26 protein-coding genes are annotated in these 25458 nt (G+C 65.3%); 14 read left to right on the top strand and 12 right to left on the bottom strand.

Going from position 1 to position 25458, the window contains the following annotated elements; genetic code table 11:
- Nucleotides 1-29 precede the first annotated feature (29 nt).
- A complete protein-coding gene (locus JKL45_RS18140; protein WP_201862986.1) occupies nt 30-464 on the top strand; it encodes a CBS domain-containing protein in 435 nt (144 codons plus the stop codon).
- A 74-nt stretch (nt 465-538) separates the two neighbouring features.
- Here the strand turns inward: JKL45_RS18140 and JKL45_RS18135 are convergent, their stop codons facing one another.
- On the bottom strand, nt 539-1927 hold the full coding sequence (locus JKL45_RS18135; RefSeq protein ID WP_376771048.1) for a bifunctional aminoglycoside phosphotransferase/ATP-binding protein: 1389 nt from the start codon (nt 1925-1927) through the stop codon (nt 539-541).
- Here JKL45_RS18135 and JKL45_RS30000 point away from each other — a divergent pair.
- The 4 genes from JKL45_RS30000 (at nt 1922) to JKL45_RS18115 (ending at nt 4743) form a co-directional block, all read left to right on the top strand.
- On the top strand, nt 1922-2482 hold the full coding sequence (locus JKL45_RS30000) for a c-type cytochrome (protein WP_246498653.1): 561 nt from the start codon (nt 1922-1924) through the stop codon (nt 2480-2482). The genes JKL45_RS18135 and JKL45_RS30000 overlap by 6 nt on opposite strands.
- A 284-nt stretch (nt 2483-2766) precedes the next feature.
- The gene (locus JKL45_RS18125) at nt 2767-3006 is read left to right on the top strand and encodes a hypothetical protein (protein ID WP_201862984.1); all 240 of its coding nucleotides are present in this window, start codon (nt 2767-2769) and stop codon (nt 3004-3006) included.
- Nucleotides 3007-3678: 672 nt separating this feature from the next.
- Nucleotides 3679-4062 (top strand): hypothetical protein, encoded by a 384-nt coding sequence (locus JKL45_RS18120; RefSeq protein WP_201862983.1) that lies wholly within the window; start codon nt 3679-3681, stop codon nt 4060-4062.
- Nucleotides 4063-4743, top strand: a complete 681-nt coding sequence (locus tag JKL45_RS18115) for a Crp/Fnr family transcriptional regulator (protein WP_201862982.1) — start codon at nt 4063-4065, stop codon at nt 4741-4743. It abuts the gene before it with no gap.
- On the opposite strand, the gene JKL45_RS18110 is transcribed toward JKL45_RS18115, so the two are convergent.
- Genes JKL45_RS18110 through JKL45_RS18080 form a run of 7 tightly spaced genes read right to left on the bottom strand, consistent with a single transcriptional unit; the run spans nt 4740 to nt 13761 of the window.
- On the bottom strand, nt 4740-5735 hold the full coding sequence (locus JKL45_RS18110) for an FAD:protein FMN transferase (RefSeq protein ID WP_201862981.1): 996 nt from the start codon (nt 5733-5735) through the stop codon (nt 4740-4742). The genes JKL45_RS18115 and JKL45_RS18110 overlap by 4 nt on opposite strands.
- Before the next feature lie 10 nt (nt 5736-5745).
- Nucleotides 5746-6345 (bottom strand): nitrous oxide reductase accessory protein NosL, encoded by a 600-nt coding sequence (locus JKL45_RS18105; protein WP_201862980.1) that lies wholly within the window; start codon nt 6343-6345, stop codon nt 5746-5748.
- Nucleotides 6342-7172 (bottom strand): DUF2705 family protein, encoded by an 831-nt coding sequence (locus JKL45_RS18100; RefSeq protein ID WP_201862979.1) that lies wholly within the window; start codon nt 7170-7172, stop codon nt 6342-6344. The genes JKL45_RS18105 and JKL45_RS18100 overlap by 4 nt, the downstream gene beginning before the upstream one ends.
- Nucleotides 7169-8089 (bottom strand): ABC transporter ATP-binding protein, encoded by a 921-nt coding sequence (locus tag JKL45_RS18095; RefSeq protein WP_201862978.1) that lies wholly within the window; start codon nt 8087-8089, stop codon nt 7169-7171. The genes JKL45_RS18100 and JKL45_RS18095 overlap by 4 nt, the downstream gene beginning before the upstream one ends.
- Nucleotides 8086-9480: a nitrous oxide reductase family maturation protein NosD gene (locus JKL45_RS18090; protein ID WP_201862977.1), complete on the bottom strand. Its 1395-nt coding sequence runs from the start codon at nt 9478-9480 to the stop codon at nt 8086-8088. Before JKL45_RS18090 ends, JKL45_RS18095 begins: the two co-directional genes overlap by 4 nt.
- A 4-nt stretch (nt 9481-9484) precedes the next feature.
- Nucleotides 9485-11434, bottom strand: a complete 1950-nt coding sequence (gene nosZ, locus JKL45_RS18085) for a TAT-dependent nitrous-oxide reductase (RefSeq protein WP_201862976.1) — start codon at nt 11432-11434, stop codon at nt 9485-9487.
- Nucleotides 11435-11448: 14 nt separating this feature from the next.
- Complete coding sequence (locus JKL45_RS18080; RefSeq protein WP_201862999.1) at nt 11449-13761, bottom strand: NosR/NirI family protein; 2313 nt, start codon at nt 13759-13761, stop codon at nt 11449-11451.
- A gap of 305 nt (nt 13762-14066) precedes the next feature.
- Between JKL45_RS18080 and JKL45_RS18075 the strand changes: the two genes are divergently transcribed.
- Nucleotides 14067-14939 (top strand): ferritin-like domain-containing protein, encoded by an 873-nt coding sequence (locus JKL45_RS18075; RefSeq protein ID WP_201862975.1) that lies wholly within the window; start codon nt 14067-14069, stop codon nt 14937-14939.
- 19 nt (nt 14940-14958) lie between these two features.
- Here the strand turns inward: JKL45_RS18075 and JKL45_RS18070 are convergent, their stop codons facing one another.
- From JKL45_RS18070 to JKL45_RS18055, 4 genes are read right to left on the bottom strand one after another with little or no spacing between them, the layout of a single operon-like run.
- Nucleotides 14959-16560: a copper resistance CopC/CopD family protein gene (locus JKL45_RS18070; RefSeq protein ID WP_201862974.1), complete on the bottom strand. Its 1602-nt coding sequence runs from the start codon at nt 16558-16560 to the stop codon at nt 14959-14961.
- Nucleotides 16561-16600: 40 nt separating this feature from the next.
- Nucleotides 16601-17134 carry a YcnI family copper-binding membrane protein gene (locus JKL45_RS18065; RefSeq protein WP_201862973.1) on the bottom strand — a complete coding sequence of 178 codons (534 nt, stop codon included), beginning with the start codon at nt 17132-17134 and terminating at the stop codon, nt 16601-16603.
- Between the two features lie 41 nt (nt 17135-17175).
- The gene (locus JKL45_RS18060; protein ID WP_201862972.1) at nt 17176-17562 is read right to left on the bottom strand and encodes a hypothetical protein; all 387 of its coding nucleotides are present in this window, start codon (nt 17560-17562) and stop codon (nt 17176-17178) included.
- A gap of 8 nt (nt 17563-17570) precedes the next feature.
- Nucleotides 17571-18758 (bottom strand): DUF8744 domain-containing protein, encoded by a 1188-nt coding sequence (locus JKL45_RS18055; RefSeq protein WP_201862971.1) that lies wholly within the window; start codon nt 18756-18758, stop codon nt 17571-17573.
- Between the two features lie 516 nt (nt 18759-19274).
- Here JKL45_RS18055 and JKL45_RS18050 point away from each other — a divergent pair.
- The 8 genes from JKL45_RS18050 to JKL45_RS18015 are packed head-to-tail and all read left to right on the top strand — an operon-like array spanning nt 19275 to nt 25432.
- The gene (locus tag JKL45_RS18050; protein ID WP_201862970.1) at nt 19275-19439 is read left to right on the top strand and encodes a periplasmic nitrate reductase, NapE protein; all 165 of its coding nucleotides are present in this window, start codon (nt 19275-19277) and stop codon (nt 19437-19439) included.
- Between the two features lie 13 nt (nt 19440-19452).
- Nucleotides 19453-19749: a 4Fe-4S binding protein gene (locus JKL45_RS18045; protein WP_201862969.1), complete on the top strand. Its 297-nt coding sequence runs from the start codon at nt 19453-19455 to the stop codon at nt 19747-19749.
- The gene (locus JKL45_RS18040; protein ID WP_201862968.1) at nt 19746-20003 is read left to right on the top strand and encodes a chaperone NapD; all 258 of its coding nucleotides are present in this window, start codon (nt 19746-19748) and stop codon (nt 20001-20003) included. Before JKL45_RS18045 ends, JKL45_RS18040 begins: the two co-directional genes overlap by 4 nt.
- A gap of 4 nt (nt 20004-20007) precedes the next feature.
- The gene (napA, locus tag JKL45_RS18035) at nt 20008-22527 is read left to right on the top strand and encodes a periplasmic nitrate reductase subunit alpha (RefSeq protein ID WP_201862967.1); all 2520 of its coding nucleotides are present in this window, start codon (nt 20008-20010) and stop codon (nt 22525-22527) included.
- The gene (locus tag JKL45_RS18030; protein ID WP_201862966.1) at nt 22524-22997 is read left to right on the top strand and encodes a nitrate reductase cytochrome c-type subunit; all 474 of its coding nucleotides are present in this window, start codon (nt 22524-22526) and stop codon (nt 22995-22997) included. The genes napA and JKL45_RS18030 overlap by 4 nt, the downstream gene beginning before the upstream one ends.
- The gene (locus JKL45_RS18025) at nt 22997-23614 is read left to right on the top strand and encodes a NapC/NirT family cytochrome c (protein WP_201862965.1); all 618 of its coding nucleotides are present in this window, start codon (nt 22997-22999) and stop codon (nt 23612-23614) included. Before JKL45_RS18030 ends, JKL45_RS18025 begins: the two co-directional genes overlap by 1 nt.
- Before the next feature lie 4 nt (nt 23615-23618).
- Nucleotides 23619-24167, top strand: coding sequence for a DUF4142 domain-containing protein (locus JKL45_RS18020; protein ID WP_201862964.1), 549 nt, complete (start codon nt 23619-23621; stop codon nt 24165-24167).
- Entirely contained in the window at nt 24164-25432 is a 1269-nt protein-coding gene (locus JKL45_RS18015; protein ID WP_246498651.1) for a molybdopterin molybdotransferase MoeA, read from the top strand. Before JKL45_RS18020 ends, JKL45_RS18015 begins: the two co-directional genes overlap by 4 nt.
- Nucleotides 25433-25458 lie beyond the last annotated feature (26 nt).

Below are 25458 nucleotides of genomic sequence, written 5' to 3'. Positions count from 1 at the left end.
GCTCAGCAACCAGTCTCTGAGGAGGCACCATGGCTATCGTGCGGCACATTCTGGACAAGAAGGGCCAACTCGTATGGACGATCAGGCCTGATGACACAGTCTTTGCGGCCATCGAAGAAATGGCCCGCAAGGACGTGGGCGCTCTCGTCGTTGTCGAGAACGGTGATCCCATCGGCATATTCACAGAACGCCACTATGCCAGGGACGTGTTCCTGAAAGGCCGATCATCGCCGACAACGGTGGTCAGGGACGTCATGCGAACCGGCTTTGCTTATGTCACGCCGGATCGGACCGTCGAAGAATGCATGGCGATTATGACAGCCGAGCGCGTGAGGCACCTTCCCGTCATGGACGATGGTAATCTGGTTGGGCTGGTCTCAATAGGTGATCTGGTCAAGAGCATGATTGAAGACAGAGAGTTTGTGATCGATCAACTCACAAACTACATCACGGGAACCAGGTGATCCGCGAGGATGAATCGTTCCGTGTCAAGCCTCCAGAGCGGGGCAGGGTAAAGGTTCATGATAGCTCCGTCCGCTTAGGACGTGGTCTGCAAGAGCGCTAAGATCGCTGCTCGGACTTGGGATGGCGCGGCGGCTGCATCGATCCGCTGCCAGGTCATCTCGCCGGAGCCGCACCGGATCTGAGCCGCAAGCACTTGAGCCGTTGCATCCGACGGATCGTTTCGGCGCTCCTCAACCCGGCGCAGAAGGGTTGCTTCCGGTGCGTCGAGCCAGAATCCGCGGAACGGAACGCCTGAGGTCTTGGCCAAGGCTTCGATCGCCTGACGTTCAGCAGCCTGGTCAAAAACAGCATCCGCAACGACAGCAGTGCCCGCTCCGAGAACGTCCGCAGCGTCCCGCCGGAGAGCGGCGTAGACCTTCTGGGAGATATCCGGCCGGTAGGCCGCCCGTGGCAAGCGCACTTCTACAGGTAATCCGAACATGCGCTTGCGAATGCGATCCGTGTTGAGGACGCGAGCTCCAGGTGGCACACCGATGCACGGCGCGACGAGAGAGGCCATCGTCGACTTGCCGGTTCCGCTGAAGCCGCCAAAGGCAACGAGCATCGGGTTGACGCGCTTCAGGAGATCAGCCGCGAGATCGAAATAGGCCCGGGCTTCCGTATGAAAAGGCTCCTGTGCCTCAGGCGATGCATCCTTGGCCTGAGCCGCTGTCACGTGCGCGCGGACGGCGGCCCGGATCGCCATAAAGAAGGGAACCAGCGCCAACCCATCGGCCTCGTCGCATTCGTCAAGGTAGCGGTTGTAAACGAGGTTCGCGAACTCGCGCTGATCTCGATGCCATAAATCCATCAGCAGGAAAGCAAGGTCGTAAAGAACATCGATGGTTGCGAGCGCTTCGTTGAACTCAAGGCAATCGAACAGGGTCGGCATGCCATCGATCAGGAAGATGTTGCGCAGGATGAGATCGCCGTGGCAGCGTCGGACCTTTCCGGCCTCCCGGCGCTGATCCAGACGTTCTGCGTGCCGGCCAAGCGCCTGTCGGAACAGATCCGCGAACTCGCCCGCAGCCTCCGGGCTGACCAGCGATGTATCTCTGAGCCCCCGGTCGTTGATGTCGAGAACGGCCGCGATGCCGGTGGAGCCACCGTGGGTGAAGCTCACTGATGCGCCTTGGTGCAGTTTCGCGACCTGACGAGCCAGCTCTGTCATGATCCGGGGTGTCAGGGTACCCTTCCGAGCCATGGTGTCGAGGAGAGCGTCCTGTGCGAACCGTTGCATCTCAACCACCGCATCGACCAGCAGGCCCGTCCCGCTGAGGCTTAAGCTGCCGTCGCTCTCGCGCGTGACAGTCCGGACGCCACGGTACAGTTGAGGCGCGGTGCGCCGGTTGAGCTCGATCTCGGCCTGGCAGCAGGCGAGCCGTTTCTCCGGCGTCGAGAAGTCGAGGTAGGGGTATTGCACCGCGCGTTTCAGTTTGAACGCGCGATCACCAGCGAGAAAGATCAGGGAGGCATGCGTCGAGATGAGCTCGACCTCTGTGCCCTGCGCGGTGAGACGATCCTTGAAGAAGGCGATCACATCGCTTTGGTCGCCGACGAGCATGACACCATTTTCCCTGAGGTTTCGATGAGGGACCTCCGCCAGGATATGGGGTTTGCTCAGGATGCCAACAACGATAGACTCTGGGGCGCAATGCCAAAGCACCCAGTGACGGTGCCGCTCTTGGCCATGGCCCTGTTCATCCTCGCGGCAGATGTGCAGGACGGAGGTGAGGAGCGTGGCCGCATCTTGATCAAAGCGAATTGTTCAGGTTGCCATGCGGTCGGGCGAGCCGACGTCAGTCCGCTGCCGGATGCACCGCCTCTGCGCGAGGTGCATCAACGCTATCCGGTCGAACACCTTGCCGAGGCGCTCGCTGAAGGCCTCATGACAGGTCACCCGGGCAAGCCTGCGTTCCGGTTTGATGCAAAGGAGGTCGATGATATTATCGAATATCTGAAATCGCTCGAAAAGTGACAAATCCGGGAACTGAGCTTTTGGTGAGGACGGGTAGGGCAGCGAGGGATTGATCGGGCATGAGGAGCCAAGGGGCACGATGATGACCTCTGATGCTGCGTCGTGTCATCGCCTGCTGTGCAGGCCAGATTGCCAGGATCCTGTTCCGGCCTTCGTCTGTGGCCATCGCACTCCTCAGGGGCGGTCCCGGCTGTCGAGGCGTTTACTCCGCCAAGCCTGCTCCAATGACTTGATCATACCTGGAGCGGTGGAACGTTGGCTTTTGACGCCCCAGGAGGAAAGCCATGACACCAGACCTTTGTGAGGCGTTCCGGCGGAACTTCCAGCCCACCCGACGGCGAGAACGTCACATGAAGCGGTTCAAGTCAGTCCGGCATGCCCAGCAGTTTCTCGCCATTCACACTCCGATCCACAACCGCTTCCAGCTCCGCCGTCACCGTCTTTCCGCCAGTGAGTATCGGACTGCGCGTGATCACGCCTTCGCCACCTGGCGCGATGCGACCGGTGTCGCCCTCGTGAGCTGATGTGGACTGGCGTGACGGCTGCGCCCGCGGCAGCTTTGCCCCTTCGGCGCCAAGTTGACAGTACCCTCCCGGGTGAGCCGGAGGCGTGATCGCCACTGCTCCCACGCCTTCAGAATAGCCTTTGCGCGCTCCGCCTCGTCGGGACATCACGACAAGGCAGCCGAACCATTCTCGTTGCACAGGGCGCTCGGCCGGCACCGTCATTCATGCCAGACTGGCTCACCTTTTCCGAATTCCTTGCCTCAGATCAAGGTCGCATCCGCCGCCATCGGACAAACTGGGCATGATGATGCGAAGAGGTGCGAACATGATCGACAGAAGTGAAAGTCCGCTCCCGACCTGGTGGCCCTGGTTCCTGGTGGGCATGGCGACATCCAGCTTCGCCTTGGCCGCCCTCATAGGGTGAGTGGTGATCGCTCTCGCCCCGAAGAACACGGACGCACCCCGGTCCGGTTTTTCGAGCTGCAAAAGGATCCCGCGTTGGCCTCGATGGTCAAGGCCGCTGACTGGATGGCGGGCCTGTAGGGAGGAGCCCAAGCCATGGCTTCATTCCGCCCGCGTCAATCAGCGGGCACTGTTTTGCTTCTCCACCGCGTCACTCTTCTCCCGCGAGTTCTTGATCAGCGGCTTGGGGCGCGGGGTCTGGGCCGTTTATGCAACGAGGAATTTGGAATGGAAGACCACACAGCGAGGCTAAGACCGTCGCATCTCCTGACGCGGGTCCGTGCTGTCCTGGGCACGCTCGATCTGGATTGTCGGTGCCGCGGCAAGCTCGATGCCTCGCTGGAGCGGTTCGAGTCCCTCGAGACCCGGCGGCAGGTCCGCGCCCTGATCCTCGATGCGCGGCACCAGGCCGAGCGCATCGCGGCGCTGCTCGAGCTGGTCGGCGAACTCGACACCGTCACGACGGACGAGGCGGACCTCGGCGTCTTCGACGAGATCGCGTTCCTTTTTGCGGACATCGGTTCCGCGGCGGCGCGCGGGGCCGGGGACATGGCGATGGCCAGGAGTCTTGCCTCCGCCGGGATCGCGTCACCTCATGAGGCAGAGGGTTGAATGTCCGACGATGTCCTTGCGGAAGGCCTGCTCAAGGATCTCGATCGGGAGGCCGCGGCGGAAATGCTGCGGCAGGCGGAGAGGCGAACCGTCTCGGCCGAAGGCGTGCTCTTCACGGCAGGGCAGCCGGCCCGGGCCGTGCACGTCATCGTTTCGGGTGTCGTTCGGCTGGTTCAGGTCACCCCGAGCGGGCCCCGGGTCATCATCAAGTATGTCAGGCCGGGGGAGGTCTTCGGCAGTCCCGCCCTGCTGGACAGGTTCTACCCCACGAGTGCTATTGCCGTCACCGAGTGCGTGGAACTCCAATGGTCGTCGGCAACCATCAAGGCGTTCGTGGACGGATACCCGCAACTGGCGCTCAACGTCATCCGGGACCTTGAGACGCGCCTGCGCGAGATGGAGAGCAGGCTGCGGGATCTCTCGACCGAACCCGTCGAGCAGCGCCTCGCCCGTGCCATCCTCAGGCTCGTGGAAACCTTCGGGCGGCAGACTGCGGAAGGGGTCGAAATTCCGTTCCCGGTCAGCCGCCAGGATCTCGCGGACCTGATCGGGAGCACCCTGCACATGGTGAGCCGGACGCTTCGCGCGTGGGAGGCGCAGCGCCGGATCGGGCGCTACAGGCGTCGGCTGGTCATCGCCGACGTGGAGGCCGTGGCCAGAACCCTGTACCGGGAGGCCTAGCGTGTCAGCGTTCGCCTTTCCCTATCTGCATTGACCAACCGGACCTCGCCGCCGACCTTGCGGAGAACGTTCGCAATCGCGTCCTCCGGCATGAGGCTGAACGACGTGGAGAAGGCGTCGGCAACGGTCGCCGTCGGCATGACGGAGGTCACGCTCCGGTACAGACGGGACGAGGCTCCGGTTCGCGGATCGAGCAGGTGGTTGAAGCGTCCGGCCACGTCGAAGCGAAATCCGTAACTCCCTGACGTGGCGACGGCCCGATCGACGGCCTCAAGCGTATCCCCGACCTGCGCGGGGCGGTCGGGGTCGGCGATGCCAACGCGCCACGGATCCCGCGACGGGTGGGATCCCACCGCCCGCGGTTCGCCCATGTCGACGAGGCTGCTTTCGATGCCGCCCGCGCGCAGGATGTCCACCACCCGGTCGGTCACGTAGCCCTGGGCGATGCCGTTCAGGGTCAATCCCATGCCGCGCCGGGGAAGAACGACCCGGTTGGCGTCGAACACCACCTGGCCGAAACCAACACGCTCCAGGGCAGCCTCGACCGCCGGTGCGGGTGGCCCCTGCGGATCGGCGTCGGGCATCGAGAAGTGATCCCGGTACAGGATCCATAGCGCGTGCACCGTGGGATCGAAGGCGCCCCCGGTCAGCTCCCAGCAGCGGCGGCATTCGGCAAGGAGCGTCACCAGGTCGGCAGGCGGGGCCACGAGCATACCCTGCCGGTTCAACGTCGCGATCGCAGAGTCTTCTTGGTACAGGCTGAACACCTGCTCCAGATGGCGCACCTCGGCGAGCGAGCGTTCGACCAGCCGCTGGGCGACGCTCCTGTCGAGATGGTGCACTTGCAACGTCGCCACCGCGCCCATCGCCTGGCCGCGCCAGGTCACGAGGTGGGCATCGGCTTTTGCCGCGTGGCCGAACGGCACGAGGCTTAGGCCCGCCGCAGCGGCAGAGATCCCGATGAAGCGTCTGCGCGAGAGGTGAGGGGACATGGCTGGCTCCCTAGTGTGCATGACCGTCCTTTGCCGCAGCGGGGGCAGCATGATCGTGATGCTGGCCCTCCGGACTCGGACCTCCTTCGACGGCACCCGTCATCTCGGCCGTGGCACCCAGGACATAGTCCTTGGGCACCTCCGCGAAGGCGACGATGCGTCCGCCGTTCTCGGCCGCGAACTTCTCCGCGGCGCCCCGGTCGGAGAAGGGGACAGCCTCGTCCCCGCCCATGCCGCCCTGCATGCGGCTGCCGATCACGAACGAGGCCTGCTTCGCATCGACCCAGTTCGTGGCCCCGGGCTTGTCCCAGTCCGATGCCTTCGCCATGTCGGAGACGTAGATCGCGCGGATGTCCTTGGGTTCCTCCGGCAGCATGGTGAAGGAGATCGCATCCCGCGCCGACGAGAACCACACCGCCTCCTTCCGGCTCGCCAGGATGATCTGCCCCTTCGGCCCGGTGTGCTCCATCACGTTCATGCCGCAGTAGTGGCCTATGGCCGAGGCCGTCATCTCAAGCGGGGCCGGCGGCGCCTGGGTCGTCTTCTTGTCGTTGCAGCCGGCGAGCGCGAGCGCACCCGCGAAGGCGGCGAGAAGGACGATCTTTCTCATAACTCTCTCCTGGAAAAGGCCAGAGCCGCAAGCGCGAGCGGCACGATGGCCCAGGCGGCGAGCGCGGCGAGGAGGGCGGAGGGGCTCAGGGTGGCGGTCTGCGCCACCCCGGCCATGCCGGAGAACGCGCCGACCCCGGCGGATCCGGTCAGGTTGAACAGGCGGTAGGCGTCGGCGGGGTTGAGCAGAAGCAGGGCGTTGAGCAACCCGCCCGATAGCGTCTGCCCCTGGTCGACCACAAGCATCCCGAGCAGTGCCATGTCGTAGATCAGCACGAACACGAGCCAGATGCCAACGGCAATGCCGCCGGCCGTGCCGCGCTCGCGCACCAGGGCGCTGACGAGGTATCCAACCGCGATGAATGCGGCGCCGAGCAGGATCGAGGAGCCGATCATGGTGGCAAACGCCCACCAGCTCGCAGCGTCGATCTCCGCGCCTGTCGCCGCAAGGGCGCCGGCGGCCGCGCCGTAGCCCAGCAGCGTCGCGAAGGCCAGGATTGACAGGTGCCCGACAAACTTGCCGAGCAGCACCTGCCACCGCCCGACCGGGTAGCTCAGGAGCAGTATCATCGTGCCGCGCTCCATTTCCCCCACGATGGCGTCGTGCGAGATCAGGAGCGCGATCAGCGGCAGGAGAAAGATCGTGAGGCTTGAGAGGCTCACGATCACCACGTCAAGGGCGCGTACGCCCACGGTGCCTGTGGGGGCGCTGCCGAGGAAGGTGAGTGACAGGGCGAGGCCCGCGAGCAGCAGGGTCGTGGCCAGAACCCAGCGGTTGCGCAGGCCCTCCTGGATCTCCTTGCGCGCGACGATCAGGATGTTTCTCATCGTGCGGTCTCCTGCGAACGAAGGAAGTGGGCATAGAGCTCGTCGAGGGTTGGGGGCACCACGTCGAGGTCCTCGACTGGCGCTCCTTCGTCGGTTGCGCGCCGCAGCACCTCGATCTTCCTCTCCGGCGAGGCGTCGATCTCGACCATGTGGCCGTTGACCCGCCGCCATCCCTCCACGGGGCCGAGCCAGTTCGGCACGTTGGCCAGTCCGGCGTCGGTGACCTTGAGCCGGATGCGGGTCGGCAGGCGCGCGATGCGGCGCAGCTCGTCGAGCGTGCCATCGGCGACCTTGATCCCGCGGTTCATGATGACGACGCGCCCGGCGCGCTCCTCGAGCTCAGTCAGGGCGTGCGAGGACAGCAGGACCGTGGCTCCGCGTCCGCGCAGATCCTCAACGATTTCGTAGAAGCTCTGGCGCAAGGCCGGATCGAGTCCGGTGGTCGGCTCGTCGAGCAGGAGCACCCGTGGCTCGCCCAGCAGCGCCTGGGCGAGGCCGAGCCTCTGGCGCATGCCCTTGGAATAGGTGCCGACACGACGGTTGGCCGCATGGGTGAGACCGACCCGCTCGAGGAGCGGAGCGACGGACTTGTCCGTCTCCCGCTTCAGGCGGGCATAGAAAGCGAGCGTCTCGGAACCCGTCAGGGCGGCGTTGAACGACACGTTCTCGGGCAGGTAGCCGAGCCTGCGCCGCGCCTCGAACTGTCCCGCGGCCGGATCGTCGCCGAGCACGGCGATGTTGCCGCTCGACGGGCGAATGAGGCCCAGCATGAGCTTCATCAGGGTCGTCTTGCCGGCGCCATTGTGACCGACGAGCGCCACCGTCTCGCCTTCCGGCAGGCTGAAGGAGACGTCGCGCACTGCCTCGACCTTGCCGAAGCGCTTCACGACGTTCCTGATCTCGACCGTTCCGGTCATGGTCTTGCTCCTACGACGGTCTTCGGGCGCGGGGGCGGCGCCATGAGGGGGTGGCTGTCGACGACGCCGCCCGGCAGCAGGGCCGGGAACTGGGCCTGCGCCCAGCGGATCACCTGCACGGCGGGGCTGTTCATCAGCACCTTGGCCTGCGGCGCGGTCCAGAGCACCTTGTCGACGAGGTCGTTCGGCCGATACGCGCTGTCGCCGAGTCCGTCGCCGTTCAGGTCGAAGGCGGGATTGTCGCTCCAGTAGTTGCCGCGCCCGTCCTTGGACCAGTCGAGATAACGGGTGCTGACATACTTCACCTGGTTGCGGTTTCGGATGAAGGCGTTGCCGACCATTTCGTTGCGCTCGGAGCCGGCGGTGAAGTGGATGCCGATCTCGCAGCCCTCGAACCAGTTGTCGCGGAAGCGGTTCTGGTTGGCGTTGTAGATGAACACGCATTTCGTCGGACCGGGACGGGCATCGGAGCCCTGTGCGACCTCGCCCGCGTCCGGCGTCGGCAGGCCGTGCTCCTTGTCGTCCTTGGCGCGCCCACCTGCGGTGTTCCAGCGTTCGGCAGACTGAATCCTTCCGATGACCGAGTTGCCGGAGATCTGCGAGGCGTTGGCGTAGTTGAACAGGAAGCCGTGGTCGCGGTCGCCGTCGGAGACGTTGCCCGTGATCTTCAGGCGGCTCGAGAACATCATCGCGAAGCCGACCGCGTTGTTGACGGAGACGTTGTCCGTGATCTCGCTGTCGTTGGTGTACATGTAGTGGATCGCGAAGCGGACATCTTGGAAGCGGTTGCCACTGAACACGTTGCGCTTGCTGGTGATGACGTAGATGCCGTCGCGCCCGAAGCGGACGCTGTTGTCGAGCACCTTGGCTCCCGGGGCGTTCCAGACCGAGATGCCGTTGCCGGCCTCGTTCACGCGTCCTTCCCGGATTCCGACGATCGTGTTTCCGCGGGCGACGGAGTCCGCGGCTCCGTGGAGGTAGATGCCGTAGAGGTTGCCCTCGATCCGGTTGGCCTCCACGATGGCGCCGACGGCGGATTGCTCGACGAACACACCCGCGTCCATCCTCTCGAGATTCGTTCCCGATCCGCGGATGGTCAGCCCACGCACGAGGGCCCCCGGAGCGGAGAGCGTGACGACGCTTCCCTTGCCGGAACCGATGAGCGTTGCGCCTTGTTCGCCCTCCACGGTCACCTTGCGGGAGATCCGGATCGGCCCCCGGTGCTCGCCGGCCTTGAGGACGACCACGTCCCCTTCGGCTGCGAGATCCACGATCTCCTGGGGAGACGTGCCCACCGGCACCGCAATCCGGTCCGCATAAGCGAATGATGAGAGACTGGCGGCGAGTGCCGCCGCCAGTCCAAGGCGTACCAGTGTACGAGGTCCCATCATGTCGTCAGGTCGCCTGCGGCTCGACGAACATGCGGCCCTTCATCTCCATGTGCATCGCGTGGCAGAACCAGGAGCAGAAGTACCAGTACACGCCGGGACGGTCGGCCTTGAACGTGACGGATGCCGTGGCCTGCGGTGCCACCTCCATGTTGATGCCGTAGTTGACGATGGCGAAGCCGTGGGTCAGGTCCTCGACCTCGTCGATGTTGGTCACGAACACCGTCACCTCGTCGCCCTGCTTGACCTGGAAGCTCTCCAGGCCGAACGCGGGCGCGGACGAGGTCATGTAGACGCGCACCTTGTTGCCGTCGCGGACCACCTTCGAGTCGGCCTCCAGCGTGATGCCATCGGCCTTGGCCTGCTGCACGGCATCGGCGAAGAACGGGTCATCGCGCTTCCAGGCATTGATCGGGTTGATCTTGGAGCGGTGCACGATGGTGGCGTCGTGCGGCTCGGCGAAGCTCGGGCTGTCGTGCACGAGCACCATCCGGTCGCCCGAGATGTCGATGAGCTGGTCGTTCTCGGGCTTGAGCGGGCCGACGTTGAGGTAGCGGTCCTTCGAGAACTTGTTCAGCGAGATGAGCCACTTGCCGTCCGCGTCCTTGGTCTGGCCCATGGAGGTGTGGTTGTGCCCCGGCTGGTAGTGCACGTCGAGCTTCTGGATCACCGGGTTGACCTTCTCGCCCTTGAACGCGCGCTTGGCCGCGTCGATGTTCCACTTCACCACCTGGCTGTCGAGGAACAGCGTCGTGTAGGCGTTGCCCTTGCCGTCGTAGGCGGTGTGCAACGGCCCAAGGCCGAGTTCCGGCTCCGCCACGATGACGTCGCGTGGCTGGATCTTATCCGCGAACAGGTCGTCGAGCTTGCGCACGTCGAACACCGAGACGGTGGGCGACAGCTTGCCGTTGACCACGAAGTGGATGCCGTCAGGCGCGGTGTTGATGCCGTGCGGGCTATTGGCGACCGGGACGTAGCGGGTGTATGGGGAACCCTTCCTGCCGTCGAGAACGGGCACTCCGCCGATCATCTCGGCCTTGCCGGCCTTCACCGCATCCTCGATGCGCTTGAGGTTGAAGATGACGACCCAGTCCTGTTCCTTGGCCATCATCTCGGCTAGCGTCACGCCTTCCTCCGAGTTGTAGCAGGTGGCGAAGGAGTACTTGCCCTGGTAGTCCGCGTCGGTGTTGTCGAGGTTTCCGTCGACCCTGATCTGCCAGGCGACCTTCATGGTGTCGCCGTCGACCGCCGTGTAGATCGACGAGTACTGCTTCGGGTCGTCCAGGATCTTGCCGTCGTTCGGGATCGGCACGCGGTCCTCGCCGTTGCAGAACACGTAGCCCGTGCGCGGGTACTTCTGCACGCGCAGGCCATGCACCGTGTGCTGGTTGGGGAGCTGGATGATCTTGTCGCACTTCATGACGTCGAGACGGATGCGCGCGACGCGGGTGTTCAGCTTGTCGTTCACGAAGAGGTAGCGGCCGTCGTAGGTGCCGTCCGTGAAGGACAGATGCGGATGGTGCAGGTCGCCGGCGGTGTAGACCCCGCCCTTGTCCTTCAGGTACTCGACGGTCTGGGGCGTCAGTCCCTCGGTGAGGATCTTGCGGCTCTGGTCGGTCTGGCCCCAGCCGGTGGCGCTGTCGCGGTTGAACACGGGAACGCGCATCAGCTCGCGCATGGACGGCAGGCCGACGATGCGGACCTCGCCACTCTGCCCGCTGGAGAAGAACACGTAGTACTCGTCGAGCTCGCCGGGCTTGACCTCGTACTTGCTGGCGACGGCGGGACGCGCCGCCGGGGCCGCTGGAGCCGTCTGCGCCTCGGCCGCCGTGATCAGGCCCGTGCCGCCCAGGGACACGCCGCCGGCGACGCCCGCGGCCCCGGCCGCAGCGGCGGCGGCGGTCGTCCCGAGTAACTGGCGACGGCTGAAGCCGCTTTTCTTTTCCTCTTGTGACACGTGATTCTCCTTGCTCATGAAACGGTTGTCGGAACGTCGGCCGGGGTCGGCTCTACCATGGGCTTTCCGATGACCTTGCCCTTGTGGGTGATGACAGTTTTAGCGGGTCCCTTGCCGCCGTCTTTGATCTGGCTCATGGAAGGCGAAGAAAGTGCCTCGCGCTTCTCGCGCTTGAGCCGCACCTGGATCATGTGCGGGCAGCGCTGGTCGTCGTGGTACAGCTCCTGGCAATGCATGCAGTAGATGCACTCGTTGACGTTGATGAAGCCCTCGGGGTGGATCGACTGCACCGGGCATTCCTTGGCGCAACGCTGGCAGGGCGAGCCGCACTCCGGCCAGCGCTTGAGCCACTCGAACATCCGGATCTTGCCGGGAATGGCGAGCGCCGCGCCGAGCGGGCAGAGATAGCGACAGAAGAAGCGCTCGATGAACAGGCCTGCCGTGAGCAGCGTCAGGGCGTAGATCACGAACGGCCAGTCACGCGCGAACTTGAGGATGATGGCGGTCTTGAACGGCTCGACCTCGGCGAAGACCTCGGCCAGCGCGACGGAGTAGAGGGACAGCCCGAACAGTCCCAGGAAGATGATGTACTTGACCGGCCAGAGGCGCTCATGCAGCCCCCAGGGTACCTTGACCTGCGGCACCTTCAGCCACTGGGCGATGTTGTTGGTCAGTTCCTGAAGGGCGCCGAAGGGGCAGAGCCAGCCGCAGAAGGGGCCGCGGCCCCAGAACAGCAGCGCCGCGGCGACCGCCGCCCACAGGATGAAGATCAGCGGCGCGGCGAGGAAGAACTCCCAGTTGAAGTCGGTGACGAGGGAGTTGGTGAAGGTGAGGACGTTGACCACCGAGAGCTGGGCGTTGGCGTACCAGCCGAGCCAGACCAGCGTGAACGTCAGGTAGGCGCGCCGCACCCAGACATAGACCTTGGGACGGCGGACCAAGGTGTCCTGGAAGAAGAAGATGGCGGTGAGGACCAGAAGCGCGACGGCGGCGATGCCGATGGAGACGGTGTTGGTCTTCCAGATCTTGAGCCAGAGCGCCTCCTCGATTTCCCCCGCCGCGAGCGCATCGGCATCGTTGAGGGACTGCACGGCGGTAGCTGCGGCAACGGGTGGCGCGCTCGCTTGGTCTTGGACTTGGACTTGGGCTTGCGGTTGTGCGGGAGGCTGCTCGATCCGCAGGTACTGGTCCGGCAGCGTGTACTCGATATCGTAGTTCAGGAACGCCTTGTCGCGCGCGCCGACGTTCCTCTGGACGAGGAGTTGCAGTTGCCATGGCCCGGTGAGGTCGAGCTTGAAGTCCTCGGGCACTACGTACAGGGCGATCTCGCGCAGGGCCGGAGCACCCTCCGCCGCGAGATCGCCGAGGCGGGTGTGGTTGCGGTCGCGGAAGCGGGTGCTCTGGCCGTCCTGGAGAAGCTCGATGCGATCAAAGATGCCGCCGCGGACATAGCCGGAGCCCTTGAACGAGTAGGCACCTTCTCCCGCCACCACGATGGCCTGTTGCCCCGGCTTGAGCCTTGTCTTGAGCTGCTCGTACGCCGCGTCGCCGAGCAGGCTGCGCCCGATGGTGGGCACGCTCACCGGGGCGAGGTACAGATCGATGAACGGATCGGTCGGCTCTCCCGTTTCCGGGTTGTTCGCTGCCTCTTGGTTGCCCGCCGTGGCGAAGGCCTCGCTGACCTCGCCGACGGTGAGAGACAGGCGCCGAACCGAGCCGTCGCCGAGGAGGGTCTGCCAGTCGCGGACCTCGCTCTTCGACAGGTCGACCGTCTTCACGGCGGTCGGCGCGGCCGCTGCGGCGGCCGGACTCCCTGCACCGAGGCGGCCGCTGCGGATGAGGCGCACGGCGGACCGTACGACGCTGTCGCCCATCACCAGGACCGTCACGGTGGCACCGCTGACGATGTCGACCTGGGGCGGCCGTTCGGCGCCTGATGAGATCGGCCGCATGTCTTTGCCGATGAGTGCATTCATCGCATCGACGATGCGGCGCTCCGGGATACCGATGAGGACGATGGGCTCCTTGTGGTCGACGAGGTTGATCCCGGTGATGACACCGTTCGGATCGATGCCGACCAGCATGTGGATCGGCTTGCCGGAATAGCCGGTGGCGCTCGTGACGTCGGAGTTGAGGTAGACGTGGCCGAGCAGGCGGTCGCCCTGCTGGACGGGCACGAGCGGCGGATCGCCCTGGGGCGTACCGAAGCGGTCGGCTCCGGGGAAGAAGTCAGCGGGTTGAGCCTTCGGAAGGAATTCCTGCACCCGGCCTGCCGCGAAGGCGTCGCCGATCCAGAGGGCGGCTACTATCCATAGCAAGCTCACCATGCACAGCAGTCGAAAGCCGGCATTGGCAAGGCGTCGGGCGGATGCAGGCGGATGCAGCGTTTCCAACAGGGGACCGTCCAGGCGGATTCTTGTTGTTTCTGAACAGAAGGACCGTAACGACTCCAGGACCGAACTGCTCGGTTGAGGCGCTGCGGTTCTTCTCAGGCCGTCGGCAAGAATGTCGGATGGCCCGAAAGCATCCTGATGAAGGACGGCGGTGGCGCATTGATGTGTGTCAAACCGGACGGACCCAAGTTGCCATATCAACCCTGCGTACCAAATTCCTGCATGACGCGGAGAACGAGATGTCTCTTTTGAGGAACGAGCCCGCCGGGACCGTGGAGTCGATCGAGGAGCTGATGGCCCTCGCTGCCGCCATGGAGGACGAGGCCGCCACGCGCTATGCCGAGATCGCCGAAAGGATGAGGCATGAGGGCGATCCGGCACTGGCGGACGTGTTCGACCGCCTGTCCGCCGGCGAAAGGCATCACCTCGAGAGTGTCCATGACTGGTCGCGGAGGACGAACGGCAAGGGCGTCGATCCGGCGACGATCCGCTGGAACGCCTCGGAGACGTTCGATGACGAGGGCTCCGCGACGGCGCATCCCCGGCTGTTCAATGCCTACCGTGCCCTTTCGATGGCGGTGCGCAACGAGGAGCGCGCCTTCGCCTTCTGGAGCTACGTCGCTGCCCATGCGAAGACGGATGACGTCAGGCAGGCCGCCGAGACCATGGCGCACGAGGAGCTGGGACATGTGGCGATCCTCCGGCGGGAGCGCCGGCAGGCCTTCCATACCGAACGCAGGCGCACGGGTGGAGGCGACGGTGAGGGTGCGACGGATCTCGCCGACCTCGAGCGGCATCTCGCCGACCTTCTCGAGCCTCTCACGCACCAGTCCCCTGAACCGGAACGGACACGGCTGACGGACTTCATCGAGGGAGCGAGGCGCACCGCCCGGGAACTCGACCGTGCATCCGTTCCCCTCAAGGGCGTAGGGGCGGGAGAGAGGCTCCCGGAGGATCCGGTGGTGCTGGCCGAGTTGCTGGCCGAGCGTTACCTCGAGGTCGGAGACCTCGCCGGCGACGAGGCCACGCTGGACCGTATGCAGTCCCTGGCCGGAGACGCCATCTCCCGCCTTGCATGGCTGAGGGACGACCTGCCCGAGCTGCACGGCTAGATGCCGACTTCCGGGCGGCTCACGGCTTCACGGTCAGGGATCCTCCGAGGCTGACCTTCTCGAAGTCGTCGACGAGGACATCCACCGTCGCCTTCCAGGCCCCCGCCAGGGGCAGGACCAGGGAATCCACCTCCCACGCGCAGGACCCCACCTTCCTCGCCTTGCGGACGATGGGCTCGATGCCGGCATCGGGCCGTGCGAGCCGGAGGGTCACTTCCTTCGCGTCGATCGGTTCCGCCTGTCCCGTCGCGACGACGATCCTCGCTCGCGTGGGGCCGACCCTGCCGGGAGACATCGTGACCTGGGCCATGAGCCTGTTCGAGTGCAGGTGAACGCTCGCGGGCCTCGAAGCCTCCGCGGAGGATGCGAGCGCCCTTGGAGGCGGGGTGAACCTCCAGAGTCCGACCAGCGCGAGGATTGCGAGGCAAAGGACGATCTCGGCCTTGACCGAGCGCACCAGCCACTTGGCGCCGGAGCCTTCCGGGGCGGTCATGGCAGGCGTGAGCCAGCGACGGTTCAGGGCGGCCAAGCCGAGCAATGCGCCTGCCAGCAGGGTCTTGGCGACAAGAACCTGGCCATAGGCGGTGCCGATCAGGTTCGCGGTGGACTCCACCTGGATCACGGCCAGGGCAATCCCGGCGAGCGTAATGGCCGCGACCGTAACGAGCGCACCCGTGGAGAAGCGGCGTACGACCGGGAACGCCGCTCCCGGCGCCTTGCGGATGATGATCGCAAGCGGAATGAGGGCCCCGATCCAGTAGGCGATGCCGACGGCATGGACGAAGACTGCGGGACGCGTCAGCCATTGCGGATCCGCTGCGCTGGCATGGCCGCTCAAGGCGAAGGACAGTCCGACCGCGCCCATCCCCGACACGCTTCCTGCCCTTCGCCAGCCATCGGGTCCGTGCATCGAAAGCCATCCAAGGATGAGCGCCGCCGTTCCGGCGGCTGTCGTTTGGCCGTAGGAGGTTCCCCATCCCGCCGCCCACGCGGCCGGAGCTGCCATGTCGGCGAGGGTACCCCCCAAGGCATCGATACCCTGCAAGCCCAGCGATGCAGCGGAAGCGACGATGCCCACCGCAATGGAGGCATGGAGCACGCGATCCACCGCAACCCCCGGCAGGCCGTGGGCGAGCCAGGCACGGAAGAACGCGCCTCCCACTCCGGCGAACAGGCCGAGGTAGAGGGTTACCCGTGCCAGCCAGAGGACGGTGCCGGCGCCCTCTCCCGTTCCTGTCTCGCCGGAGCGGTTGCCGGCCTCGGTCGGTGCGCCGATCGAGAACACGACGGCTCCGCCGATCGGATGGCCGTCGCCGGAATTCACGCGGTAGCTCAGGACGTGGGTGCCCCTCGGCAGGTCCGGCGGCAGGAATATCTCGAGCAACTCGTTGCGGGCGATGGTCCTGAGGCCGGGATGCGACCGGCCTCGTGCATCGGTCAGGCCGATGACCAGGGGCGATACGGGCTCATTGAAGCGCAGGCGCACGGCGGCTGGCCCGTCCTCGACGACGGCGCCGTCCGCGGGATGTGTCTCGACCAGCGCCGCATGGGCGAGGGCTGCATCGCTGCCCCACAGTCCGGCGAGCGCCAGCCAGAGCGTGATGATGATGGCACGCATCATGGATTCGCGGGGTTCCGTGTGACGGGACCCCGCTCCCTTGTCAGTGCGTGGCCTTGGCGGGCATCAACTTCAGCCCCGGGGCGGGGTACTCGTAGTCGTCGGCGCTCTTGCCCTCGGCCGGGATCTCGATCCAACGGTCCGCCTTGCCGCCCCCGCATTCCTGCACGGTCGGGAAGTGGAGCGCGGCGTCCGGCCTGAGGCTGTCGGTCAGGTATGCACGGAAGACGAACTCGTCGTAGTGCTCGTCGAGCAGCCTGCCGGTCCACACGATCTCCCGCACGCCCTCCGACATCGCAGTGCCATAGTAGTCGTAGGTCTTGCCGTATGGAGCCTTGACGGTCTCCATCTCCCAGCCGGCCTTGGGCATCGGCTTGACGTTGATGACGCCGTCCGGGATGCGGACACGCAGCTTCAGGGTCGGTTCGCCCTCGCAGCCGTGGCCGACGCGCAGAACCGCCTTGTAGGTCGACGATACGGGAGCGCTCTGGCTCTCGAGGGTGGTGTGGGCCTGTGCCGCAAAGGCGAGCGAGAGGAATGCGGCGGCGAGCGCCCCGCGGGAATGGATCGTAATCATGGTCTTGTCCTATCTGTAGGAGGGTTGTCGTGTCGTTCCGGTCAGGCCGACGCGGGCGGTGCCCTCGCACCGACGGGATAGGGCGGAGAGGGCCGGATTCCTGCGGACCCCGTGCCGTCCCCGAAGTTCAGGATGGCCGAGACGCGGCGCGGCGGGGTTCGGACGCCGTCCGGCGACGAAGGCAATCCGTGAAGGAAACTCAGGATGCAGCAGGGCTGGGGATGTCCGGCAACCTTCCCCGGTTCGCTCGGGACGCAGCCGCCCGCAGCATCGGAATGGTGCAGGTGGCGCGCCTCGGAATCACGGACGATCCTCGGCTGTGGCTGCGTCCCGAGGGCCATTAGGCCGATATGGACAAACAGGGACAGGGCGGAAGCCAGAGCGGTTGCCTGCCGGATCCAGATGGTCGCTTTCCGAGCCTGCCTCATGGCCCCTGCTACCTCGGTTCGCAGGCAATCGGATCAATGGCGGTCCCGGCCCCAGGGATCCCATTGGACACGGAAGCGACCCGATCCTGCCGCCGGGACAGAACCAGGCTGACGAAGAAGGTCATGAGTGACGCAAGCGTGACGATGCCGCTCCCCTTCCGCCCGGCATCCCAGCCGGCGATGCCGCTTCCGACGCGCAGGGCCACTGACGCATGAAGAAGGAGCAAGGGGCCGTAAAGAAGCAGGGTATAGTGCACCCGGATTTGAGCAAGCGTTGGCAGGATAGTGAGCGCGTGCCCGAACACCATCGACAGGACGAACCCGATCAGGACCGCGTGCAGCGCGATGTCGTACCCGAAGGTGCCCTCAGGCGGGGAGGCGACCAGGACGAGGCCAGCCACGGCCATCCATGCATGCCCTGCGAGCATGCACGCGGCCGTGTAGCGATCCTGCCCCGTTCCGCGTACGTCCTTGCGGGCAGTGTCATGCCGCAGCAGCCAGATGGCGGTGACGAGCAGGGCGATCCCGAACAGGATCGCGCCGTTTCCCGTCGGGAGCCCATTGCGTGCGCCAACGATGAGCAGGCCGACGGCGAACAGGAACAACGCCTCGCCGCCACGCCGCTGCGGCATCGACTGGCTGAGTTCCATGCGTTCGCCGACAACGGTGACGACCAGGAAGGTCATCCACCAGCCCGCCGCATCGGATGCCGCCAAGCCTGCAAGCCAGAGCACGTTTCCGGCGAGCCATGCCAGCGCACCGAACAGGAGGGCGCCCGTGGAAAGGGCGGGCTGCCGGATCGTGGCCAACAGCGATGCCCCTGCCAGCGCCGCCGCGGCCGCCACGTAGGCGCCAGCCCCGTATTCAACCGGAGCGCCTGCGACTAAGGCAAGTGATCCGACACCAGCGAGAGCCGGGGCTGCGTAGGCCCATTGGCGACCGAGGGCGACGGCGCGCTCCAGGCTGATCAGCGTTCCGAACATACCCGAGATCATCAGGGGCCCGTGCACGGTGGCAAGCGATGACCCGTGGGGCAGCGTCCAACCGACCCGCCACAGCGCTCCGCACAGGCCAGCGATCAGGGCAAGGACTCCGAAGGCCAGCAGGACAAGGCGGATCCCCTTGGTTCCCCTTGTGGATCCTTGCGGAACCGAGGCGTCATGCGAGCCCGTGCTGGATGAGGATACGGCGCACATTAGGGACCCTGCGGATTGCATTGACGCGTGACGGCTAACGATAGTGCGACCATGGCCCATCGGATGAAGGTCGTCTTTGACATCGCGCAAACAGGACGCATGTATGTCTGGTATATGGTTTCCGGCTAATTCGCGCGGATCACCACACCTGACCTTGGGCATTTGTCGTCGGTACCGGCGCCTCAATCCTGCGGGATGAGGGGCGTTCCCGACCAGAACCATTTCAGTGGTCGCGTTGCCGCGTACGCGATCAGGGCATCCGCATGCCTCCACTGTCGGCTACCTAGGTACAATTCCTGAGTGGAGCGCTCCCGACGCCCCTGGCAGATTCACTCAAGGGCAAGCCGCATCCTGCCGGAAGAAGCAGGCAAGGCTGCCCATGCCCCATCCACGAGCCTCCTTGAGGTTCGCCGTCGAGTCAGCGTCGTGGCCTGTCCCAGCCTCGTCCTAAGCCGGAACCTCAATGGAGCTTAAGCGTTGTCGGTAACCCGCGATCTACCTCCTGAGCATCTCCGAATGCAATCGGATCCACTGGAGACCGGCACGAAAAAGCGTGAGGCACTCACGTTCCTCGTTCTTGCCGTCCTGATCTGGCCCTTCATTGCCGTTGGTATCGTCTCGGGTTGGGGCTTCCTGGTCTGGATGTACTACCTGTTCACCGGACCGCCCGGTCCGGTCTGACGGGAACCTGGCGATGGCCGAGACCCCGGACCTCAGGCGCCGCAACTTCGTTCTCGGCAGGTATGCCGCCGAACCGCTCGAGCCTGTCGGGCCTCCGGTGGCCGTGATCGGCCAGTCGTGCTTCGCCTTTCGGGGAATTGCCTGCATGAGCTGCCGGGACGCCTGTCCGACAGGTGCCGTGCGCTTTGAGCTTGCCATCGGCGGCGCCCGCCCCAGGATCAATCTTGATGCCTGCACCGGCTGCGGCGACTGCTCCAATGCCTGTCCTGCCGACACCATCCAGATCTCCGCACCGGAGGCCGCTTCATGACCGGCGAATGTCACATCTCCAGCCTCGTCGTTCACAGTCGTCCTGATCGAGTTTCGTCGATTGTCGAAAGCCTTTCCTCGATCGAGGGTGCCGAGGTTCACGGCGGCGCGGAAACGGGCAAGCTGATCGTCACCCTCGAGACGGACACCGAGAGCCAGGTCGTCGAACGGATCAACGCAATTCAGCTTCTCGACGGCGTCCTCGCCACCGCCCTCGTCTTCCATCACTTCGAGCCTGTTCAAGAGCGGGAGTAGATTCATGGACCTCACGCGCCGCACCCTCCTCAAAACCCAGGCCGCAGCCGCCGCCGCCGCCGCAGCCGGCGTTTCCCTTCCCGCCGAGGCCCAGAACATCCTGACGGGCGAGGATCTTCACCTCCAGTGGTCGAAGGCACCTTGCCGCTTCTGCGGCACCGGCTGCGGCGTGATGGTCGGGGTGAAGGACGGCCGCGTCGTCGCCACCCACGGTGACATGCAGGCGGAGGTCAATCGCGGCCTCAACTGCGTGAAGGGCTACTTCCTCTCGAAGATCATGTACGGCAACGACCGCCTCACCCAGCCGCTCATGCGGATGAAAAACGGGCAGTTCGCCAAGGACGGCGAACTCCAGCCCATCTCCTGGGACCGCGCCTTCGACGAGATGGCGAAACAGTGGAAGCGCGTGCTCAAGGAGAACGGACCAGAAGCCGTCGGCATGTTCGGCTCGGGCCAGTGGACCATCTGGGAAGGGTACGCGGCCTCCAAGCTGATGCGCGCCGGCTTCCGCACCAACAACCTCGACCCGAACGCCCGCCATTGTATGGCGTCCGCCGCCGTCACCTTCATCCGCACCTTCGGCATGGACGAGCCGATGGGATGCTACGACGACTTCGAGCATGCCGACGCCTTCGTGCTCTGGGGCTCGAACATGGCCGAGATGCATCCGATCCTCTGGACCCGGATTACGGATCGGCGCCTCAGCCATCCGCACGTGAGGATCGCGACGCTGTCCACCTACGAGCACCGGACGACGGACCTGTCCGACATGGCCTTGATCTTCAAGCCGAACTCGGACCTGGCGATCCTGAACTACATCGCGAACTACATCATCCAGAACGGGGCGGTGAACCGCGAGTTCATCGAGAAGCACTGCAACTTCAGGCTGGCGAACACCGACATCGGCTACGGCCTGCGGCCTGACCACGTGCTTGAGCAGCGGGCGCAGCACGCCAACGATGCCCAGGTATCGAACCCATCGAGCTTCTCGGACTATGCGAAGCTCATGAGCCAGTACACGGTCGAGAAGGCCTCGGAGCTGTCCGGGGTCCCGAAGGAGCGGCTCGAGGCGCTCGCGAAGCTCTATGCCGATCCGAAGGTCAAGGTGATGTCGCTCTGGACCATGGGGTTCAACCAGCACGTCCGCGGCGTCTGGGCCAACCACATGGTCTACAACCTGCACCTGCTCACTGGGAAGATCGCGGAGCCCGGCAACTCGCCCTTCTCGCTCACGGGCCAGCCCTCGGCCTGCGGCACGGCGCGCGAGGTCGGCACCTTCAGCCACCGTTTGCCCGCCGACATGCAGGTGACGAACCCTGAGCATCGCAAGCACGCGGAGGAGATCTGGAAGCTTCCTCACGGCCTCCTGCCCGACAAGGCCGGCTACCACGCCGTGCAGCAGGACCGGATGCTGAAGGACGGCAAGCTCAACGCCTACTGGATTATGTGCAACAACAATCTCCAGACGGCGCCGAACACCAACAACGAGACCTATCCCGGCTACCGCAATCCCGCGAACTTCGTCGTCGTCTCGGATCCCTATCCCACGGTGACTGCCATGGCGGCGGACCTGATCCTGCCGACCGCCATGTGGGTGGAGAAGGAGGGGGCCTACGGCAATGCGGAACGCCGCACCCACTTCTGGCATCAGCTCGTCAACGCACCGGGGGATGCCCGCTCAGACCTCTGGCAGTTGATGGAGTTCTCCAAGCGCTTCACCACGGACGAGGTCTGGCCGGCCGAGATCCTCGACGCCCATCCGGAGTACAAGGGCAAGAGCCTGTTCGACGTGCTCTATGCCAATGGCGAAGTGAACAAGTTCCCGCTGTCGGAGATCAATCCCGCCTACGAGAACCGGGAGTCGAAGGCGTTCGGCTTCTACGTCCAGAAAGGCCTGTTCGAGGAGTATGCCGCCTTCGGCCGCGGCCACGGGCACGACCTCGCCCCGTTCGAGACATACCATCAGGTGAGGGGACTGCGCTGGCCGGTGGTGAACGGGCAGGAAACGCGCTGGCGTTACCGGGAAGGCCATGATCCCTACGTCGAGAAGGGCAGCGGGGTGCAGTTCTACGGCAACCCCGACAAGAAGGCCAACATCATGGGCGCGCCGTATGAGCCGCCCGCCGAATCCCCGGATGCGGAGTACGACCTCTGGCTCGTGACGGGCCGCGTGCTCGAGCATTGGCACTCCGGCTCGATGACCCTGCGCGTTCCCGAACTCTACAAGGCCTTCCCGGGCGCCGTGCTGTTCATGCATCCGGACGACGCCGCCAAGCGCAACCTGCGACGCGGCCAGGAAGTGCGCGTCGTCTCCCGGCGTGGCGAGATCCGCAGCCGGGTCGAGACACGCGGGCGCAACAAGGTGCCACCCGGCCTGGTCTTCGTTCCGTTCTTCGACGCCAGCCAGCTCATCAACAAGGTCACGCTCGACGCGACGGACCCGATCTCGAAACAGACCGACTTCAAGAAGTGCGCCGTCAAGATCGTCTCGGCCGCAACGGCCGATGCAGGGGGGCAGCAATGAGGCGTGGTGTTTTCCTGGGACTGATCAGCATCGTGCCCTGCCTGGCTGCGGGGGCGATCCTTGCTCAGGATGCGCCGCGCCTGCGCGGGCCTGAGCCCTTCACGAGGGAAGTTCCGGCTCCGCCGATGCAGCGACAGGTCACCGATGACGTGCGCGTGGGCCGCAACTATCCCGACCAGCCTCCCGTGATCCCACACTCCATCGAGGGCTATGCCGTCGACCTTAACGCCAACAAGTGCATGTCGTGCCATGCGCGCAAGTTCACCGAGCAGAGCCAAGCCCCGATGATCAGCGTCACGCACTACCAGGACCGTGCCGGCAACACCCTCGGCGGCCTGGCCCCGCGGCGCTACGTGTGCGTCGCCTGTCACGTCCCGCAGACCACCGCAAAGCCTCTCGTCGATAACATCTTCACCGATATGGATGCCATCACGGAGCCTGAACGGCAGCCTGCACGGGGGAGGCACTGATGGCGGCTGGGATCGCGCGGGCTTGGGGCTGGTTCCGGGGAAATCGCTGGGTCAGGACGGCACTGAGCCCGCCCGCCTATCTCAGTCTTGCCTTCCTCACGCTTGGAGGATTTGTGGCAGGTGTCATCTTCTGGGGCGGGTTCAACACCGCGCTCGAATACACCAACACGGAAAAGTTCTGCGTGGGCTGCCATGAAATGCAGGCCAACGTCTTCGAGGAACTCAAGGGCACGATCCACTTCACCAACCGGTCCGGCGTACGGGCGGGATGCCCCGACTGTCACGTCCCCCATGAGTGGACCAACAAGATCGCCCGCAAAATGCAGGCCTCGAAGGAGGTCTGGGGCCACATCTTCGGGTCCATCGACACGCGGGACAAGTTCCTGGCCATGCGCAAGCATCTCGCCGAGCGCGAATGGGAGCGCATGAAGGCCAACGACTCGCTCGAATGCCGCAACTGCCACAGTTCGGAATCCATGGATCTTGTGAAGCAGAACCCGCGCGCGGCGTCGGCACACGAGCGCTTCCTGTTCTCTGGAGAAAAGACCTGTATCGATTGCCACAAGGGCATCGCGCACAAACTACCCGACATGTCGGGCGTCCCGGGATGGCAGTAAACGCATGATAGCCCAGAGGCCACTCATTTTCGCCCTGACCATCGGGGTCGCGCTTTCCGGCGCAAGCCCGGCCGCTTGGGCGCAAGCACAGGGGACATCCAGCGCTCCTGCCCAGACCCGCGCCATCGAGCCGCAGGAGTTCCTGCGGCTGGCCTACAGCTCCGCCACACTCCAGGGCCAGGCCGCCAAGCTGGCAGCCAACCGCGAGACGAGGCCGGAGGTCAGGAACTTCGCGGCCGCGGCCGCCGACTTTCGCCTCGGGCTCCTGCAAAGGATCGAGGCCTTCGCCAAGGAGCGCAGCCTGCCGCTCCCGTCCGTGAAGGAGTTCGAGCACCAGGTCATCATCGAGAACCTCGAGCCTCTCGACTACCTCGCGCTGAGCCGACGCTACGCGGAAATCCAGCTCCAGGCGCTCGGGCAGGAGATCGGGATCTACCGTGCGGCAGCTCGCAGTCCGTCAGCGGAGATCAAGGCGTTCGCCGAGCAGGTCCTTCCCGAGTTGCAGCGGCAGCAGGAAGGCGCGCAGAGGATGTACGAGGCGGTCACGCCTTGAGCGGGATCGCGACGGAGTCCGCCCAAGCCATGTCCTGCGACTCGCCCGATGGCCTGATCCCGATCGAGCAGGCCTGCTCCCGGGCAGCGGCATATGCTTCCGTCATCGAGGAGCATGAGGAGGTTTCCCTGGGCGATGCCATCGGTCGGACATTGGCGTTGCCGGTGATGTCGGTCCTGCCGCTGCCACCGTTCGACCAGTCGGCCATGGACGGCTATGCCCTGACGGCAGGTGACGGGTTGCCATCGGGCACTGCCCTGGGCATCGCAGGGCGCATGGCGGCGGGTGACGAGGAACTGCCCCTGCCGCAGGGAAGTGCCTTGCGCGTTCTCACGGGCGCGAGGATCCCCCATGGTGCCGATGCCGTGGTGATGCAGGAGCATGTCGTCCATGGCGGCGGCAGGATCGTCCTAACCCGGATGGCCAGATCCGGCGACAACATCCGTCGGCGGGGCGAGGACGTTCAGGCTGGGGAGGTGCTGCTCCAGCGGGGCGAGCGCATCGATGCGCGTCACGTCGCCCTGCTCGCCGCACAAGGCTTCGAACGGACCTGCGTACGACGCAAGGTACGGATCGGCGTCCTCTCGACGGGCAACGAACTTCGCTCCCAGGGCGAGCGGCTGTCTGAGGCTTCGTTCTTCGATTCCAACCGCCCGATGATCCTTGCGCTTGCGCGCCAGTCGGGGGCAGACGTCGTGGACGGGGGAATCGTGGGAGACGACCCGCAACTGATTGCCGGAGCCCTCTCTGAGCTTGCCCGCCGCTGCGACCTGATCGTCACGACGGGCGGTGTCTCGGTCGGCGACGAGGACCATTCGATGGTTGCGCTCGTCGGGGCTAGGGGAAGAGGCGAAACCCTCAAGGTCGCGCTCAAGCCCGGCAAGCCTGCCGTGATCGGCTCCATCGGTCCAACGACCTACCTTGGTCTTCCGGGGAACCCGGTGGCTGCCCTCGTGTCGTGGCTGCTCCTCGGAAGTGCCGTATTGGCCGCGTTGGACGGACGCCGGGCACTTCCTCTATCCGTCATGCGTCTTCCGCTGATGCATGCCTTCAACCGACGACCGGGACGAACCGAGTTCGCGCCCGCCCGCATCGTCCAGGTCAACGGCGGCTGGGCGGTCGAGATCCTCGGCCGCGGAGGCTCGGCCCGCCTCAAGCCTATCGGCGCAGCGGACGGACTCGTGCGCATCGAGCCGCTTCATGCTCCGGTGGAGCAGGGAGACGAAGTCATGTTCCATCCGTTCCGGGACGGCTTCTCGGTTTGATGCCCTCGAACGAAGTGGCCCGGGCT

The organism is Microvirga soli (genome assembly GCF_016734765.1).
Taxonomy (GTDB): Bacteria; Pseudomonadota; Alphaproteobacteria; order Rhizobiales; family Beijerinckiaceae; genus Microvirga; species Microvirga soli.
Note: the sequence above shows the minus strand (reverse complement) of the source record. Positions and strands in the feature narration are given on the sequence as shown.